The sequence below is a fragment of the Rhodococcus sp. KBW08 genome, assembly GCF_003852455.1.
Taxonomy (GTDB): domain Bacteria; phylum Actinomycetota; class Actinomycetes; order Mycobacteriales; family Mycobacteriaceae; genus Rhodococcus_F; species Rhodococcus_F baikonurensis.
Genome location: NZ_QAJJ01000017.1, coordinates 494,242 through 509,240 on the forward strand (window position 1 = coordinate 494,242; position 14,999 = coordinate 509,240).

General features: G+C 61.5%; 13 protein-coding genes. 4 read left to right on the forward strand and 9 right to left on the reverse strand.

Going from position 1 to position 14,999, the window contains the following annotated elements:
* Positions 1 to 32: 32 nt before the first annotated feature.
* The 6 genes from DBV08_RS22900 to DBV08_RS22925 all read right to left on the reverse strand — a co-directional run bounded on the left by DBV08_RS22900 (position 33) and on the right by DBV08_RS22925 (position 7,033).
* Positions 33 to 1,127, reverse strand: coding sequence for a CaiB/BaiF CoA-transferase family protein (locus tag DBV08_RS22900; protein WP_124568937.1), 1,095 nt, complete (start codon positions 1,125 to 1,127; stop codon positions 33 to 35).
* Positions 1,124 to 2,671, reverse strand: coding sequence for an acyl-CoA synthetase (locus tag DBV08_RS22905; protein WP_124568938.1), 1,548 nt, complete (start codon positions 2,669 to 2,671; stop codon positions 1,124 to 1,126). Before DBV08_RS22905 ends, DBV08_RS22900 begins: the two co-directional genes overlap by 4 nt.
* 57 nt (positions 2,672 to 2,728) lie before the next feature.
* Complete coding sequence (locus DBV08_RS22910; protein ID WP_124568939.1) at positions 2,729 to 3,697, reverse strand: NADPH:quinone oxidoreductase family protein; 969 nt, start codon at positions 3,695 to 3,697, stop codon at positions 2,729 to 2,731.
* Between the two features lie 199 nt (positions 3,698 to 3,896).
* On the reverse strand, positions 3,897 to 4,733 hold the full coding sequence (locus tag DBV08_RS22915; protein WP_124568940.1) for an SDR family oxidoreductase: 837 nt from the start codon (positions 4,731 to 4,733) through the stop codon (positions 3,897 to 3,899).
* 40 nt (positions 4,734 to 4,773) lie between these two features.
* Positions 4,774 to 5,565 carry a maleylpyruvate isomerase N-terminal domain-containing protein gene (locus tag DBV08_RS22920; RefSeq protein ID WP_124568941.1) on the reverse strand — a complete coding sequence of 264 codons (792 nt, stop codon included), beginning with the start codon at positions 5,563 to 5,565 and terminating at the stop codon, positions 4,774 to 4,776.
* A 13-nt stretch (positions 5,566 to 5,578) separates the two neighbouring features.
* A complete protein-coding gene (locus DBV08_RS22925; protein ID WP_124568942.1) occupies positions 5,579 to 7,033 on the reverse strand; it encodes an aldehyde dehydrogenase in 1,455 nt (484 codons plus the stop codon).
* A 114-nt stretch (positions 7,034 to 7,147) separates the two neighbouring features.
* On the opposite strand from DBV08_RS22925, the gene DBV08_RS22930 reads away from it, so the two are divergent.
* Complete coding sequence (locus tag DBV08_RS22930; protein WP_124568943.1) at positions 7,148 to 8,152, forward strand: AraC family transcriptional regulator; 1,005 nt, start codon at positions 7,148 to 7,150, stop codon at positions 8,150 to 8,152.
* 42 nt (positions 8,153 to 8,194) lie between these two features.
* Here the strand turns inward: DBV08_RS22930 and DBV08_RS22935 are convergent, their stop codons facing one another.
* Entirely contained in the window at positions 8,195 to 9,046 is an 852-nt protein-coding gene (locus tag DBV08_RS22935) for a crotonase/enoyl-CoA hydratase family protein (protein ID WP_378376984.1), read from the reverse strand.
* A gap of 175 nt (positions 9,047 to 9,221) precedes the next feature.
* On the opposite strand from DBV08_RS22935, the gene DBV08_RS22940 reads away from it, so the two are divergent.
* From DBV08_RS22940 to DBV08_RS22950, 3 genes are all read left to right on the forward strand, one after another.
* Entirely contained in the window at positions 9,222 to 9,809 is a 588-nt protein-coding gene (locus tag DBV08_RS22940; RefSeq protein ID WP_095970861.1) for a TetR/AcrR family transcriptional regulator, read from the forward strand.
* A 583-nt stretch (positions 9,810 to 10,392) separates the two neighbouring features.
* Entirely contained in the window at positions 10,393 to 11,754 is a 1,362-nt protein-coding gene (locus DBV08_RS22945; protein ID WP_095970860.1) for an MFS transporter, read from the forward strand.
* Between the two features lie 151 nt (positions 11,755 to 11,905).
* Positions 11,906 to 12,787 carry an A/G-specific adenine glycosylase gene (locus DBV08_RS22950; protein ID WP_124568945.1) on the forward strand — a complete coding sequence of 294 codons (882 nt, stop codon included), beginning with the start codon at positions 11,906 to 11,908 and terminating at the stop codon, positions 12,785 to 12,787.
* Here the strand turns inward: DBV08_RS22950 and DBV08_RS22955 are convergent.
* Complete coding sequence (locus tag DBV08_RS22955; protein WP_260395715.1) at positions 12,784 to 13,809, reverse strand: hypothetical protein; 1,026 nt, start codon at positions 13,807 to 13,809, stop codon at positions 12,784 to 12,786. The two genes, DBV08_RS22950 and DBV08_RS22955, sit on opposite strands and share 4 nt — an antisense overlap.
* A gap of 55 nt (positions 13,810 to 13,864) precedes the next feature.
* Positions 13,865 to 14,776, reverse strand: a complete 912-nt coding sequence (locus DBV08_RS22960) for a hypothetical protein (protein WP_124568947.1) — start codon at positions 14,774 to 14,776, stop codon at positions 13,865 to 13,867.
* Between the last annotated feature and the right edge of the window lie 223 nt (positions 14,777 to 14,999).

Sequence of the window (14,999 nt, forward strand, 5' to 3'; positions counted from 1 at the left end):
ATCGAGTTGTGCTACAAAAGTTGATCTGCCACTCAGTCGCCCAGCCAATCCTTCGTCACGGCGGTGGTATCGACCCCGGGTGGCCGGGCACCTGACGGCTGCACAGTCCTGGAACGGGAGAACCGCGGCGCGGGTGCCGCCTGCACTATTCCGTCGGCTTCGACAAGAGTTCCCCGCTGGGCAAGATGCGGGTGCAGCGCGGCTTCGGCGGGGCTCAGGACAGGAGCAACACAAGCGTCCGTCGATTCGAACAGCGCTGCCCAGGCGTCTCGTGTGCGCAACGAGAACGCCTCTGTGAACCGTTCTCGGATTGTGGGCCAGCCACTTCGATCCATCTGATCGGGCAACGATTCCGGCGCGATATCCAGGCCTTGGAGGAGCGCCGCGTAGAACTGCGGTTCGAGGGCACCGACTGCTACGAACTTACCGTCCGAACATTCGTATGTGTCGTAGAACGGCGTGGAACCGTCCAGGAGGTTGGTTGCACGTGAGTCACTCCACTGTCCGCTCCCTCGCAACGACCACATCATCTGCGCCAACACCGAAGTTCCGTCGACAATTGCGGCATCGACCACTTGTCCTGTGCCCGAACGCTCTCGCTCGTACAACGCAGAGACGATTCCGAGGATCAAGAACATGGAGCCACCGCCGAAGTCTCCGACGAGGTTCAGCGGAACCGTGGGTTTCTCGGCCGGACCGATAGCGTGCAGGACTCCGGTCAGCGCCAGGTAAGTGATGTCGTGTCCCGCCCGCTGCGCGAGTGGGCCGTCTCGACCCCATCCCGTCATACGTGCGTAGATCAGCCGGCTGTTGAGTTCGGTGCACACGTCGGGGCCGAAACCCAACCGCTCGGTCACGCCGGGCCGAAAACCTTCCAGGAACACATCGGCTTTCGAAACGAGGGCCCTCACCAACTCTCGGCCTGACTCGGTCTTGAGGTCGGCTTCCACCGACCGTCTCCCACGCAAAAGTTGGTCCTGCTCTCGTGGCGAGATCTCGAGTCCACCGGACGGACGCTCGACTCGAACAACGTCCGCTCCGAGATCTGCAAGCATCATCGCAGCGTGCGGCCCCGGACCCAACCCCGCGAGTTCCAGCACTCGAACACCGTGCAACGGGCCGCTCATCCGATGGAAACCTTGCCTGAATAGCGATCGCGCAGTTTTCCTTTGACCAATTTCCCGGTCGGAGTTCGAGGTAGATCCGTACTGAACACGAGTCGCCTCGGCAGCTTGTACTTGGCGATCTGCGCGCGCAAATGAGAAAGCAGTTCGTCGCGAAGCGCATCGCCGGCTTCGGCTTCGGGGACTGGCTGGACGACAGCCATCACTATCTCCCCCATCTCGTCGTCGGGCAACCCGATCACCGCCGCGTCCAATACCGAGGAATGCTCGATCAGCACGTTCTCGATCTCCTGCGGATAAATGTTCACACCGCCCGAGATGATCATGAAGGACTTACGGTCGGTCAGAAATAGGTAACCCTCCTCGTCCACGAAGCCGACATCACCCGTAGTCGTCCAGGCCGGGTGGGCGGGATGCTGTGCCTCCTGGGTCTTTTCGGGCGCATTGTGATAGTTGAATGGCAACTCGTCACGTTCGAAGTACAGCGTACCCACCTCGCCGGGGGGTAGATCTTCGCCGTTCTCCCCGCATATGTGGAGCACTCCCAGGGCGGCCCGCCCCACCGTGCCCGGCTTTCGCAGCCACTCGTCCGAGTGAACGATGGTCATGCCGTTGAGTTCCGTCGAGGAGTAGTACTCGTCCAGAATCGGCCCCCACCAATCGATCATCTTTCGCTTCACATCGACGGGACACGGTGCGGCCGCGTGGACGGCGAGTCGCAGAGACGACATGTCGTAACGGTCGCGAGTTTCTTGTGGCAGTTTGAGCAGGCGCACGAACATTGTCGGCACCCACTGGCTGTACGTGATGCGATAACGCTCGATGTATTCCAGAGCCTTCTCCGGATCGAACCGATTCATCACCACAACGGTTCCGCCCAGCGCCTGGACCGACGCGCACGTCCGGAGCGGAGCGGCGTGATAGAGGGGCGCCGGGGACAGATAGATGTCGTCTTCGGTGACACCCCAAACACTTTGGTTCATCGCCGTCATCTGATCGCCGGGATCCTGTATCTGACGATTCGGCAGAGCCGGCTTGATGCCCTTGGGACGGCCGGTGGTTCCCGACGAGTACAACATGTCGGCGCCGCGCGGCTGATCCGGGAGCGGGACGTCCGACTCCATGTCAGCCGCCCGGTCGAGGGAGTCGTATCCGTCGAGTTGGCCGCCGAAGGAAAGCCTGGTCACCTGCAGGGGAACGAGTTCGGACAATGTCGCGGCCAGTTCGCTCAGAGCAGCATCGACGATGACTACCTTTGCCTCACAGTCCTCGACGATATATGCACCTTCCGGAGCGGTCAGGTGCCAGTTCACCATCGTCAGGTAGACACCGGAGCGCATAGCCGCCCAGTAGATGTCGAAGACCTGAACGTTATTGGTGGCGAGTACGGCCAGGTTGTCGCCCCGCCGCAACCCGAGTCCGTGGAGAACTCGCGCAATCCGAATCGAATTCGATTCCAGTTGCGCGAACGTCACCGCTTCACCGGTCTCGGCAACGATCACCGCGGCCTTGTCCGGGTTTGTCGCAACATACGCTCCGGGATACATGGTTTACTCCAAGGTTCGTTCGCTGAGGTCTTGTTCACAAAGTTGTTCGTGCGGAGATCATTCGAGAGAAAGCGCGACTTTTCCTACCGCCGTGCGCTCGCTCAACGACGTCAGTGCATCGGCAGCACGCGCCAAGGGGTAGAGGGTGGGCTCGGGCACCCTCAGAGCTCCCGACCCGAGCAGGGGATAGAGCTCCTGCCATTGACGCTGTAGATACCGGGGATCGGTTTTCAGATATTCACCCCATCCTGCACCCGTCACCGAAATATTCTTCAGGAGAAGTCGATTCACCTTGACCGTGGGAATATCACCGCCGGTGAATCCCAAAACGACCAGGCGACCGTTCGGCGCAAGGCTGCGCAGGCTGTCCGTGAAGCGGTCACCACCGACCGGATCGAGAATGATGTCGACACCGCGCCCATTCGTAATCCGTTGGACGCGTTCCTTCCACCCGTCGACCGACACGACGTGCGTTGCCCCGGACTCCGCGGCGATTCTCTCCTTCTCGCCCGTACTCACGACAGCGACCGTCTCCAGACCGAGCGCAGACGCGACATGCAACGCGGCAGTACCCAACCCACCGGCCGCGCCGTGAATCAGGACGGTCTCGCCGGCACGGTATCGCGCACGTTCGTCGAGGGCGAAGTGCGCGGTCAGATAATTCAGGAGAAATCCCGAACCGGCCGAGAGCGAGACCACATAAGGCAGAGCGAAGACATTGGACGGCTCGACCGCAACGGTCTGCTGCCACGAGCCTTCCCCGGTCGTCAGCACGGCCACGCGCCGCCCGGGCACGAAGCCTGACCCTGGCGGCGCGCTCCGAACGGTACCGGCACCTTCAATCCCTGGTACGCACGGTAGTTCGCGCACCATTTGGTAGCCGCCCGTGGTCTGGAGAAGATCAGGGAAACTCACGCCGGCGGTGTGAAAATCAACTACCACCCGTGCGGGATCGACAGGTTCGTCGACATCGACCAACGACAAACCTTCGGGCCCCGTCGCCTCCACCAAGTGGACTGCTTTCATTCAAACTCCTCGGACTGATTCCGGCGACTTCCTCGGCAAACGGGGTCCTCCACGGCAACAGCTTAACGATCGTTAAGTAAGACTCTACGACGGCAGGCAATGCCATGGCAATGGCGCTCGACCACGGAACGTCCCGGACTGCAGTCTTCTGCGAGGTTTGCGCGGCCACACCGGCAGAGCGCGGCTTTCGATCAGGTTGTCAGTACAGGTAATCCTCGCCGCTGGCGCGGACGGTTATGTCACTGATGCTGATACCCCACGGTTGATCGATGATGTGAACGACAGCGTCGGCCAGGTCGTCGGGCTTGATCAGCCAGTATTCGATGGAGTCGACATCCTTCTGCCCGGGGCTGAGGGTGCCGTCGACCAGGTGCCCGACGTTCTCCATGTAGGTACCCGCACGTTGACCGGTGAGACCGAGGATCGCGTTCTCGTTGACGATCCAGCTCGCCAAGTTCGTTCCTGTCACACCCGTGGGCTTGACAGTCGTCACCTTGATCTTGCCCTTGGCTTCGATTCGCAGTGAATCCGAGATCGTGGTGACTGCAGCCTTGGTTGCGCTGTAGACGCCGGAACCGTCGACGCCGGCGTTTCCGAAGATCGACGAGATGTTGACGACTTGACCGCGACCCTGCTCGATCATCTGGTCGTATACCGCAGAGATTCCGTTGACGACGCCCTTGATATTGATGTCGATTGCCTTGTGCCACTTCTGCCACGCACGTTCGTGATCGGCGAAATATGCGAGAGGCATGACGCCTGCATTGTTGACGAGTACGTCGAGCGCTCCGTACTCCGAAATGCCGTGCTGCGCCGCGGCGATGACCTGATCCATGTCGGTGACGTCGGCAACCTTGTAGGTGCCGGTGAATCCCGCGGCCGCGATACCGTCGAACACAGTCTTCAGGCCCGCCTCGTTGATGTCCACGCCGACGACTTTGGCGCCCTGCGCAGCCACCTTCTCGGCGATGAGTTGACCGAACCCACCCCCTGCACCGGTGATGAGAATGACCTTGTCCTGCAAGTACTGAGACATAACTGTTTCCTCTTGTTCTGGATTTCGGGTTCGGTGTGGGTCAGACGATGTCGATGGCATCGAGGACTGCAGCGACGGTCTTGCGGTCGCCGGAAACCTCGACGGCAGACCGCCATGCAGATCGGGTGGTCCCCCACCGCAGAAATTCGGTGGCCTGGGTGGTCGCGACGTTCTCCGGCACGTCGTCAGATTCGGTGACGGTCACTCCCCCATCGCCACGAGAGATGACGAAAGTGCGCTCGGTGGCGCCGTTGAGGCGCAGTGCCACAGGCGATGTCAACGCGGCGGCGACAGCTTCGCCGCACATCTGCGGGAGCCCAGCAACCATCCAGTCGATCGCCGGATCGACTGCGGCCGCCACGTCGATCTCACCGTGAGGAATCGGTCCGAACGGCGCCAGAAGATCCGACGTCAAATGGACGAGATGGTCGAACGACACCGCGTCACTGAGCTGATGCAGGCGATAAGTCCCGAGGTCGAGCATCTCGAGTGTGTTGTTGCGAAGCTCCTCTGTCTGCAGCGCGGCCAACGTCGCGAGCCCCGCTTCGGATTGCTCCCGGTAGTAGTCCAGGATCTGCTCGTGCGGTAGATCGGCACGCTCGCGGACGGCAGCGTCGTTGAGCCGCTCGGACTTTCCACTGGGGTTCGACGGGAACACCAGATCCGGGTCGGCGATGAAGTTGAAGAAGAACGCCATGTGACCGATGAGGTCGTGGACGCGCCAACCGTGGCACGCAGTGTCCGCTTCCCACTCGGTAGTCCCGAATTGCTCGGCTATCTTCACGGTATTTTCTGCCAGCGCACGAGCGCCGGCGAGTCCTGCGTCGGACATGGTGGCTCGATTCTTACGAGGATGCGAGGAAAATGGATTTGAGTTGCTGGTACGCCGCAAGCCCTTCGGGACCGAGTTCACGACCCAAGCCGCTGGCTTTGACGCCACCGAACGGTGAACCCCAGTCGAGGTTGAAGGTGTTGACACCGAACGAGCCTGTCTCGACGCGTCGAGCAATTGCGATACCGCGTTCCTCGTCGGAGGTCCATACAGTCCCACCGAGGCCGTACTCGGAGTTGTTGGCAAGCGCGACAGCCTCATCGACGTCGTCGTATGAAATGACTGACAGCACCGGCCCGAATACTTCCTGCCGTGCGATGGTGCTGCCGTTGTCGACATCGGCGAACACCGTGGGCTGCACGAAGAATCCGGTGTCGAGGTCGGCGGGGCGTCCGCCACCCGTGGTGACAGTTCCGCCTTCCGAGCGTCCCTGGTCGATCAAGGACAGCACACGGTCCTGTTGCCTCGCGCTCACCAACGGGCCGACGAACGTCGACGGTTCCATCGGATCGCCGACCTGCAGACCCTCCGCCATCGCGGTGATGGCGTCGACGTACGTCCGACTACGGCTGCGGGGAACCAAGATTCGAGTCGACATATAGCACGTCTGCCCACTGTTGAGCAGGGATGCAGTTGCCAGACCGGTTACCGTCTCCTCGACATCCGCGTCGTCGAGGACCAGGGCCGCCGACTTGCCACCCAATTCCAAGGTAACGGGGCGAAGCATTCCGCCGCACACCGTGCCGATGTGTCGACCGGCCGCAGTGGATCCGGTGAACGCTACCTTGTCGATCCCGGGATGCGACACGAGATACTGACCGATCTCCGGTCCGCCAGTCACGATGTTGATGACACCCTCGGGGAGTTCTGCCGCAATGGCGGCCTCGGCCAAAATGTAGGAGTCCAAGGTGGTTTCGGGAGAGGGTTTCAGAACGACGGTGCATCCCGCAGCAAGAGCCGGGGCGATCTTGAACATCGAAAGCACAGCCGGGAAGTTCCAGGGCGCGATGGCAGCAACGACACCGATCGGCTCGCGTCGCACGATTGTCGTGCCTGGCATCGGTTGGCTGGCCCGCCGTTCTTCGGTAGGCATCGACTCGGCGAGGCCTGCGTAATAGCGCAAAAGCTGGACGGGCGCTGCCCCCTCGGCGAAACGGGCGAGCTCGATGGGCATGCCGTTCTGGTGAGTGACCGCCGCCGCGCGGTCCTCGGATCGTTTCTCGAGTTCGTCGGCGAACCTGCGGATGACACGCGCACGTTCGACAGGGGAAAGATCGGACCAGTCGTTCCGTCGCAATGCTTTTCGAGCCGCTGATACAGCTGCGTCGACGTCCGTCGATACGGATGCGGGGAACGAGCCTATCTGTTGCTCCGTGAAAGGTGATACGACTCGGATGATTTCGGAAGTGTCCGGCGCTCTCCACAGTCCGTCGATGAACAGTGCAGTGCGGTCGGTGAGTGTTGTCATTGTGGCTCCTCCAGGGATGGCGCTCGACGTTGAACCAGCCAACCTGTGTTGATCATCACTGCCGAACCGACGAGAAAATTGACATGATGCGCCAATTTATTTACATTTCGACACATGGCCGATCTGATCAGCGCCTCGTCGCTGACACGACTGCCCGAGTTGATCTCCGAACTCGGCGGAGATCCGTACGAATTCCTCGACCGTGTGGGCGTCGATCCGGCCGTCATCGGCGCGTACGACCACTTCTTGCCGTTCAGTGCCTTGTCCACACTGCTCGGACTCTGTGCGGATGAGTTGGAGGCGCCGGACTTCGCACTCAGACTCGCGGGCAAACAGGACCCGGACATTCTCGGTCCGGTCGCCATCGCGGCCCGCAGTGCCGAGACAATCGGAGATGCATTGCACGACGTCGCCCGATACGCGCACGTGTACAGCCCGGCGTTGGCGGTAGATCTGACAGTCGGCGACACCGAGGTGTCCTACGGGATCGATACCGTGCTGCATCGACTTCCGTATCGGTCCCACGTCGTGGAACTGGCGATGGGCGTGACACTTCAGACGTTCCGGATGATGGCGGGCCCGGACTTCCATCCGACGCACATCTCGTTTCAACATCCACGCATCTCCGAACTGCGCAGGTATGTAGAGTTTTTCGGTTGTTCTGTCGAGTTCAGCTCGGATCGGAACCTGTTGACCTTTCCGCGCGGAGTCATGCATCGCCACCTGCCCCGGGTGGATCCGATGGCCTACGACTTAGCCGTGCGTTTCATGGCAGGTCGAGATCCGGATGTGGCGTTCCACGACGCGGTGTCGGCTGTCATCGTGCGTTCCCTGCCTGCGGGTGCAGCCACGCTGAAGCAAGTCGCGACATTGATGATGCTGCACCCACGAACACTGCAGAGACGATTGGCGTTGGAAGGCAAGGCGTTCGAATCGCTCGTCGACGATTCACGACGCGAACTCGCTCGCAGTCTTCTCTCGAACAAAGACGTGTCCCTCTCCGAAGTGTCACGCCAACTCGGCTATTCCGAACCGAGCACCCTCACTCGAAGCTGTAGGCGTTGGTTCTCCACAACGCCCCTGAAGAAGCGGAGGGAACTTACCCGCCGCGGCGGTTGACCGCATGAGCCACGACGCCGACGGTTCGAAGGTCGTAGCGGCTCACCACCGGGGGCGTGGGAGATGGGATGAGAACAGATCCGGCATCGCGTCACTGCAACGGTCGGGGAATACCGCCTCTCGCTTTTCCAGAAACGCCGCGATACCTTCACGAACGTCAGCCTGAGCACCGCGAGCATTGATTCCGATGCTCTCGACGCGATGCGCGACCATGGGGTGTTCGACTCCCAGCATGCGCCAGACCATCTGACGCGACAGGGCAACCGATACCGGCGCGGTGTCACGGGTCAGGCTGTGAGCGAGCGCCGTCGCCTCCCCGAGAAGATCTTCGCGCGAATGCAGTCGGTAGACCAACCCGGCCGAAAATGCTTCCGCGGCAGTGAAGATCCGTCCGGAGTAGATCCAGTCGAGGGCTCGCTGGAGCGGAACCAGTTTCGGCAGCAACCACGACGAACACGACTCGGGCACGAGGCCTCGCCGGTTGAAGACGAAACCCATCCTGGCGTCGTCGGCGGCCAAGCGAAAGTCGGCCGCAAGAGTCATGGTGATGCCCACGCCGACGGCCGGTCCGTTGATGGCCGCAATGATCGGCTTCAGTGAATCGAACATCCGCAGGACGACGCGTCCGCCGCCGTCCCGACGTAGATCGACACCGTTCGCGTCATTTCCGTTCGACTCGGCGCTCCATTCGGAGAACGTCTCTGCTCCCGAGGACAGATCGGCCCCCGCGCAGAACGCACGGCCCGCTCCCGTCAGGATCACCGCACGCACAGCGTCGTTCGCGTCGGTGGCGTCGAACGCTTCGATGAGCTCGTTTTCCATCGTCGTGGTGAATGCGTTCAGCTTGTCCGGTCGATCAAGGGTGATCACGGCGATACCGTCTTCGATACTCATCGATATGTGTTCCACAGGTCCCTCTTTCTCTTGGTGGCGATTAGCGAACGATAATCGCCAGTTCTGCCCATATACGCAGTTCAAGGCGGTTTCTTTCCATCAGGTGTGTCCCGCGACCGTTCGGCTCTAAGCTGGGCAGGACGCAGGCACCGAGGAAATGAGAAGGAACCGAACAATGAGTGGGGCAAAGACTGTCGTTGTCCGGCAACTCATACTCGATTCCGCTGTCCGAAACATGAACGAGCGCGGCTATCACGGGACGTCCATGCGAGACATCTCCGCCGGCGCCGATCTCACTGTCGCGTCCATCTACCACCATTTCAAATCGAAGCAGGAAATACTTCAGGAAATCATGATTCGGGCGCTGCACGACGCCAACAGCATGACCCGTAGTGCACTGCTGCGCTCCGGCGGCGATCCGAAAGACCAACTACAAGCACTCGTCCGCGCTTGGGTCATGTTCCATACGACCAGGCGCGAAGACGCCCTCGTAGGAGCGACCGAATTGCGCAGCTTGGACGAATCGGGGCACCGTCTGGTCGTAACCCTGCGTGACGAGCAGGAAAGCATGTTTCGCGACGTCATCGAGCGCGGAATTGAAGAAGGTACTTTCCACACTCCATTTCCCCGGGATGCCGTGCGCGCCATTATCAACATGGGGCAGCAGGTCTGTGTGTGGTGGCGCGTCGACGGACCGATGAATGCGGAAGATATCGCGTCTCGCTACTGCGCATTGGCGACCGCGATGGTCGAATCAAGCTGAGCTGGGCGACACCTCCGCCGAGAAGGGCTGAAAGCACGTAGGGCTGCAACGCCGCAGGGCCGAAGCCACGAAATGCCGTCGATGTGCGAGACCAGCGCGCCTCGACGTGCGTCCGCACACCCACTGCTCGAATTGATATCCCCATTCCTGAGATCTACATCACTGACGAATCATCATCTCAGGCGAACGATCGTTTGGCAACAGATTCCGGATCGCACGGCACATGCGGAGAAATCCGCTGCAAAAGTGCACTTTTCTCGACTATTGACATTTAACGATCGTTAGGTCAATGATGGCTCGCAGCCGAACGATCGTTTGGCAAATTGGAACGAAGGAGTGCGGGCAACATGAGCACCTCCGCATTGCCACGCGAGACACCGCGCACCTCGCCGACTGCCTCGAGGTGGACGCCTTCGCCACCCGAGTGTCCGAGCGCCTCCCGTAGGGCAACGATGGCGAGATATGACTTCTCGTATCGAAGATCGCACTCGCACTTGGATATTGCGTCGTCTGCACACCGAACTTGCCGCAACTCACGTCCTGACCGAACTCACCTGAACGACCCCACAGAGAGCGAATCGCGATGACCAACAACACCGAATCTGCGGTGGAGCGCCCGGGCAGATCTCGGCGCGCGTCCTTTGCAGCCGCGATCTCCACTTCCCTGGAGTGGTACGACTTCTTCATCTACGCGACTGCCGCTGCGCTCGTGTTCAACTCGACGTTCTTCGCCACCGACAGCGAGGTGGTCGCTGCAATGAGTTCGTTTGCCACCGTCGCAGTCGGATTCATCGCCCGTCCCATCGGTGGAGTGCTCGCCGGTCATTTCGGTGACCGGTACGGACGAAAGCCCGTGCTCGTTGCCGCCGTGGTTCTGATGGCTGTGGCAACCTCCTTGGTCGGTTTCGTACCCAACACCAATGTCGTGTGGCTTGCCCCGGCCATCCTCGTGACGCTGCGAATCTGTCAGGGCTTGGCCGTGGGAGCACAGTGGGGCGGAGCCGTATTGCTTGCCACCGAGAACGCACCGGCAAACCGCCGCGGGCTCTTCGGTAGCTTCGCCCAACTCGGTGTTCCGATCGGTGTGGTGCTGGGCAATATCGTGTTCCTGGTTCTGACAGCAACTCTCGCGGCTGATTCGTTCCTTTCGTGGGGATGGAGGATCCCGTTCTGGATCAGCTTGATCATGCTTCCTGTGGCATTCCTCATCCACCGCTATCTCGAAGAGACGCCCGAGTTCAAAGCGCTCGCTGAAAAACTGGCCGAATCGCCGGTAGTTCGGAAATCCCCCATCCTCGAAGTTCTCAAGAAGAACCCGGGCACCGTCCTCGCTGCAGCGGGCGCCAATGCCATCGGCGTGATTTTCTTCTACACGATGATCACCGGGTCGGTTCAGTTCGCGACCACCTACCTGGAGATACCGCGGTCGACGGTCCTCACCTACATCCTGATCGCATGCGCAATACAGATTCCCCTGGTTCCGCTGGCGGGATACCTGTCCGACCTCTACGGTCGCAAACTCGTCTTCGGCCTCGGCACCGCAGCCATGATGCTCTGGGGTATCCCGATGTGGCTGATGATCGGTGGGTCCAGCCCGGACACGATCTGGCCGTTTGCCGTCGCGGTTATCGTCGGAGTGGTGGCAATGTCCCTCCAAACCGGTACGCAGGGAACGCTCTTCGCTGAACTGTTCCCACCGGAGATTCGATTCTCGGGCGCTTCACTCGGCTATCAGATATCCGCAATCATCGGGGGTTTCGCGCCGATGATCATGGTGATGCTGATCAACGGCAATCCGGACAACGCATGGAAAGTCGGTTCCTTCCTCGCCGCTGCCGGTGCCATCGGATTGATCTGCCTCTACGTGATCGTTCGCCGATACTCCGGACGCTCGCCAGTCGTAGGCACACGAGTGGAGACTGCGAACGCTCAGTACGCATCGTGATTCAACCGGGGGGTGAGTGGTCTCGATGCCACTCCCTCCCGGTTTTCGGGCACGAGAAATGACTGTCGGTCACTGCCGATAAAGTGACCTCCACACGTCGACGTGTCCTTCGTCGACCGGGAGCGCAGGTTCGAGGAGTGTGTCGGTAGCGGTGGCAGTGGAATCTTCGGTGCTGCTCGAGTGGTACTCCGATACGGCCCGTGATCTGCCGTGGCGACGCGAGGGCGTCAGTGCCTGGCAGATCCTGATGAGCGAAATCATGCTCCAGCAGACGCCGGTGGTGCGTGTCGCGCCCATCTGGGAAGAGTGGGTGCAGCGCTGGCCGGTTCCGTCGGCGATGGCGGCGTCGAGTCAGGCAGAAGTGCTTCGCGCTTGGGGCAAACTCGGTTACCCACGACGCGCGCTGCGGCTTCACGAATGCGCGGGCGTCCTGGCTGCCGAGCACGGTGACGTGGTGCCCGAAGATGTCGACATCCTGCTCTCGCTGCCGGGGATCGGTTCCTACACCGCCCGCGCCGTGGCGTGCTTCGCTTACGGACAGCGAGTGCCGGTGGTGGACACCAACGTACGACGCGTTGTCGCACGGGCCGTTCATGGCAACGCCGAACCAGGCAATCCGTCCAACACACGCGACCTGGCCGATGTCGCGGCGCTGCTGCCGCGGACGCGAGCGCGCGCAGCCACCTACAGCGCAGCTCTCATGGAACTCGGCGCACTGATCTGCACTGCGCGGACGCCGAACTGCGAAAACTGCCCGTTGCCGAACTGCGCCTGGGTCGCTTCGGGCAAACCGGCACACACCGGACCGCCCAAGAAGGTGCAGAAGTTCGCGGGAACCGATCGCCAGGTACGAGGAAAATTGATGGCCGTTCTTCGTGAGAGTCACCGTCCGGTCGAACGCGCGCAACTCGACATCGTCTGGCCGAACGATCCGGGTCAGCGTGACCGCGCACTGCATTCCCTGCTCGTCGACGGACTGGTCGAGCAGACGGATGACGGCCTGTTTGCGCTGGCCGGAGAGGGTACGGCTTAACCGACTCGCATCGGGTTGCATTCTTCGGCTGCGGGTTCGTCGGCCTGAGGCGGTGCGACGTCCGGATCAGAACGCCGCAGTGCAGCAGGAACGGCAGGTACCGCCGGGTCGCAAGGGGTCTGAGCCGGAATCGGTAGGGCGGCGCCGGGCGGAGGTCCACTGGTCGAGGTCGCCGGCTCCGCGCCGACGTTCGGACGATCCGTGGACACCGCGCGCGATCCGTCTGGAGACAGCGCGATCAGCAACCCCGTCAGCATGAGCAGAAGTGGCAGGACTATTGCCGCCGCCCACCGGATCCTGTTGACGGGCCGGACAGCCATGCCGCCACCGGACCGAACGTCAGCTCCCCGATCGGCCGCCACCAGCGCAGCGCCAATCGCGAGTTGGGTCCGCTCGCCGAGAAACAGGAAGCCGAGACCTGCCAGTTCAGCGGCTTCGGCGGACGGCTGCCGAGACTCTTCCTTCACGAGCATCGCGACGAGCATCTTGGGCACCGGGTCTCGTTCGGCGACGAGGAGGTCCAATGTCGCAGCAAATGTCGAGCTGTCTGCAAGCAACTCAGCGGTGTCGTAACGGTGCGCCGAGTCCACGACACCGGCACTCGGGTCGACGGCCGCGATCACGGTCTCACCGCCGTCCGGCCAGAACACGAGAATCGACGAAACACCATTCAGAGCGTCGACCGCCCGCAGGTAGGCGAGCCGAGCGTCGAGACCGTTGACCAACTCCACGTTCTCGAAAGAACTGGAGGACAACGAATCCGGAACGAGGTCACGCACGTCCGCACGCTCGCACATAACCCCGACGACTGTGGGACACAGATTCGAGCGCAGGGCCCGGCCGGTGGCGACCTCGGCAGCGGACGCGAGCGCGCGTGCCGACGCCTGCGGAGAGGGAACGGTCCCGTCTGCACCCCAGGGGTGACGGAACTCGTCGATCGAGCCCAGAAGGGGTGTGTCCGCATCTACGAGAGCTGTTGAAATTGAATCGTTTTCGAATACAACGCCCAGGCTTTCACGCACTGGATCCTCCATAGACTGTTGCCGTTACGGGTGCTGCCATCACTGCGAAGCTGTATCAGAACGTCAGGCCATCGACCGCCATTGCACCTGGTTCCAGCACCACGTCCACCAGCGCTCGGCCGTCGACCGTGACGCGATACGTCCCCGGTAACAGTCCGAGAAACGAGAAGTGACCCTCGAACGGTTTCACTGTCCGCGCTGTCGCGTGCCCGCATTGATCGATACCGATGATCGCCACTGTCTGCGTGGTGCCGGACGTCACCAGACCCGAGATCTGCCCGTTCGCAACTACCGGATCCTCCTGAACCGTTTGTCCGTCGACGGAATTCCCTTGTGGATCACACACTCCCGGTCCAGTCGACACGCGCACAGTGACGTCGTTCGACCGCACGCGAACCGCACCACTATCGGCAGTGACCACTACTGCTGTCGGTAGACCGTCGGTATCTTCCCGCTTGCCCGCAATCATCGTCGCAGTTCGTGTGAAGAATCGATCCGCTTCCAGATCCCCTATCAAGCACAGTAACCCGGCCTCGTCGATGTCCGAGCCGACTCCGCAGTAGCCCGGCAGGGACGGCAGAGTGAAACCTCGGGGCACCTGAAGTTGTACGACCACGTCCGAGAGCGATGTGCCCCGGACACCGATGTCGACGACGTACGTCACCGGATCACCCTCTCGGACAATCGCGTTGGACGGTCCGGAATCGAGGCCCGGGCCGTCGGCTGGATCGAAGGGCGGCGCACCGTCGATGGCCGTCAACTCGACGGTGAAGGCAGGCGTGAAGTCTCCCTCGGCTGCCAATCGAACATCCGACTGCATCGGAAGCACACCGAGCGCAGCAGCGCCGACCACCAGAGCTCCGGTCACGACAACGACGCCGATACCTCGCACTCCTCTCCGCCACGCCCTCGGTCGGAGTCCGACGAAAACGGCCTTCGACCACACCTCTGACAGACGAGTTCTCACGACGCTCCTTCGAAGTCTGACTCTCGGGGCTCCCGACAGGCACTCGCGGCCACATTTGGCGAATCCCGAGCTACGTTCAATAGAAGTCGCTCGACGGCCGCGAAAGCCAATGGTGACGGCGTGATTGTGCGGGTGAACTTCTCTCACCCAGGGTGAAGTCCCGGGTGAATTGCCCGGGATCGCACGCTCTGGATTCGCACCAGCTACGCTCCTCCCTGTAGAT

Bases quoted from the DNA above. Each gene is read 5' to 3' on its own strand.
- DBV08_RS22905 (WP_124568938.1), bottom strand. From the start codon at position 2,671: ATGTATCCCGGAGCGTATGTTGCGACAAACCCGGACAAGGCCGCGGTG.
- DBV08_RS22925 (WP_124568942.1), bottom strand. From the start codon at position 7,033: ATGACAACACTCACCGACCGCACTGCACTGTTCATCGACGGACTGTGG.
- DBV08_RS22935 (WP_378376984.1), bottom strand. From the start codon at position 9,046: ATGAGTATCGAAGACGGTATCGCCGTGATCACCCTTGATCGACCGGAC.
- DBV08_RS22945 (WP_095970860.1), top strand. From the start codon at position 10,393: ATGACCAACAACACCGAATCTGCGGTGGAGCGCCCGGGCAGATCTCGG.
- DBV08_RS22910 (WP_124568939.1), bottom strand. From the start codon at position 3,697: ATGAAAGCAGTCCACTTGGTGGAGGCGACGGGGCCCGAAGGTTTGTCG.
- DBV08_RS22915 (WP_124568940.1), bottom strand. From the start codon at position 4,733: ATGTCTCAGTACTTGCAGGACAAGGTCATTCTCATCACCGGTGCAGGG.
- DBV08_RS22930 (WP_124568943.1), top strand. From the start codon at position 7,148: ATGGCCGATCTGATCAGCGCCTCGTCGCTGACACGACTGCCCGAGTTG.
- DBV08_RS22920 (WP_124568941.1), bottom strand. From the start codon at position 5,565: ATGTCCGACGCAGGACTCGCCGGCGCTCGTGCGCTGGCAGAAAATACC.
- DBV08_RS22940 (WP_095970861.1), top strand. From the start codon at position 9,222: ATGAGTGGGGCAAAGACTGTCGTTGTCCGGCAACTCATACTCGATTCC.
- DBV08_RS22900 (WP_124568937.1), bottom strand. From the start codon at position 1,127: ATGAGCGGCCCGTTGCACGGTGTTCGAGTGCTGGAACTCGCGGGGTTG.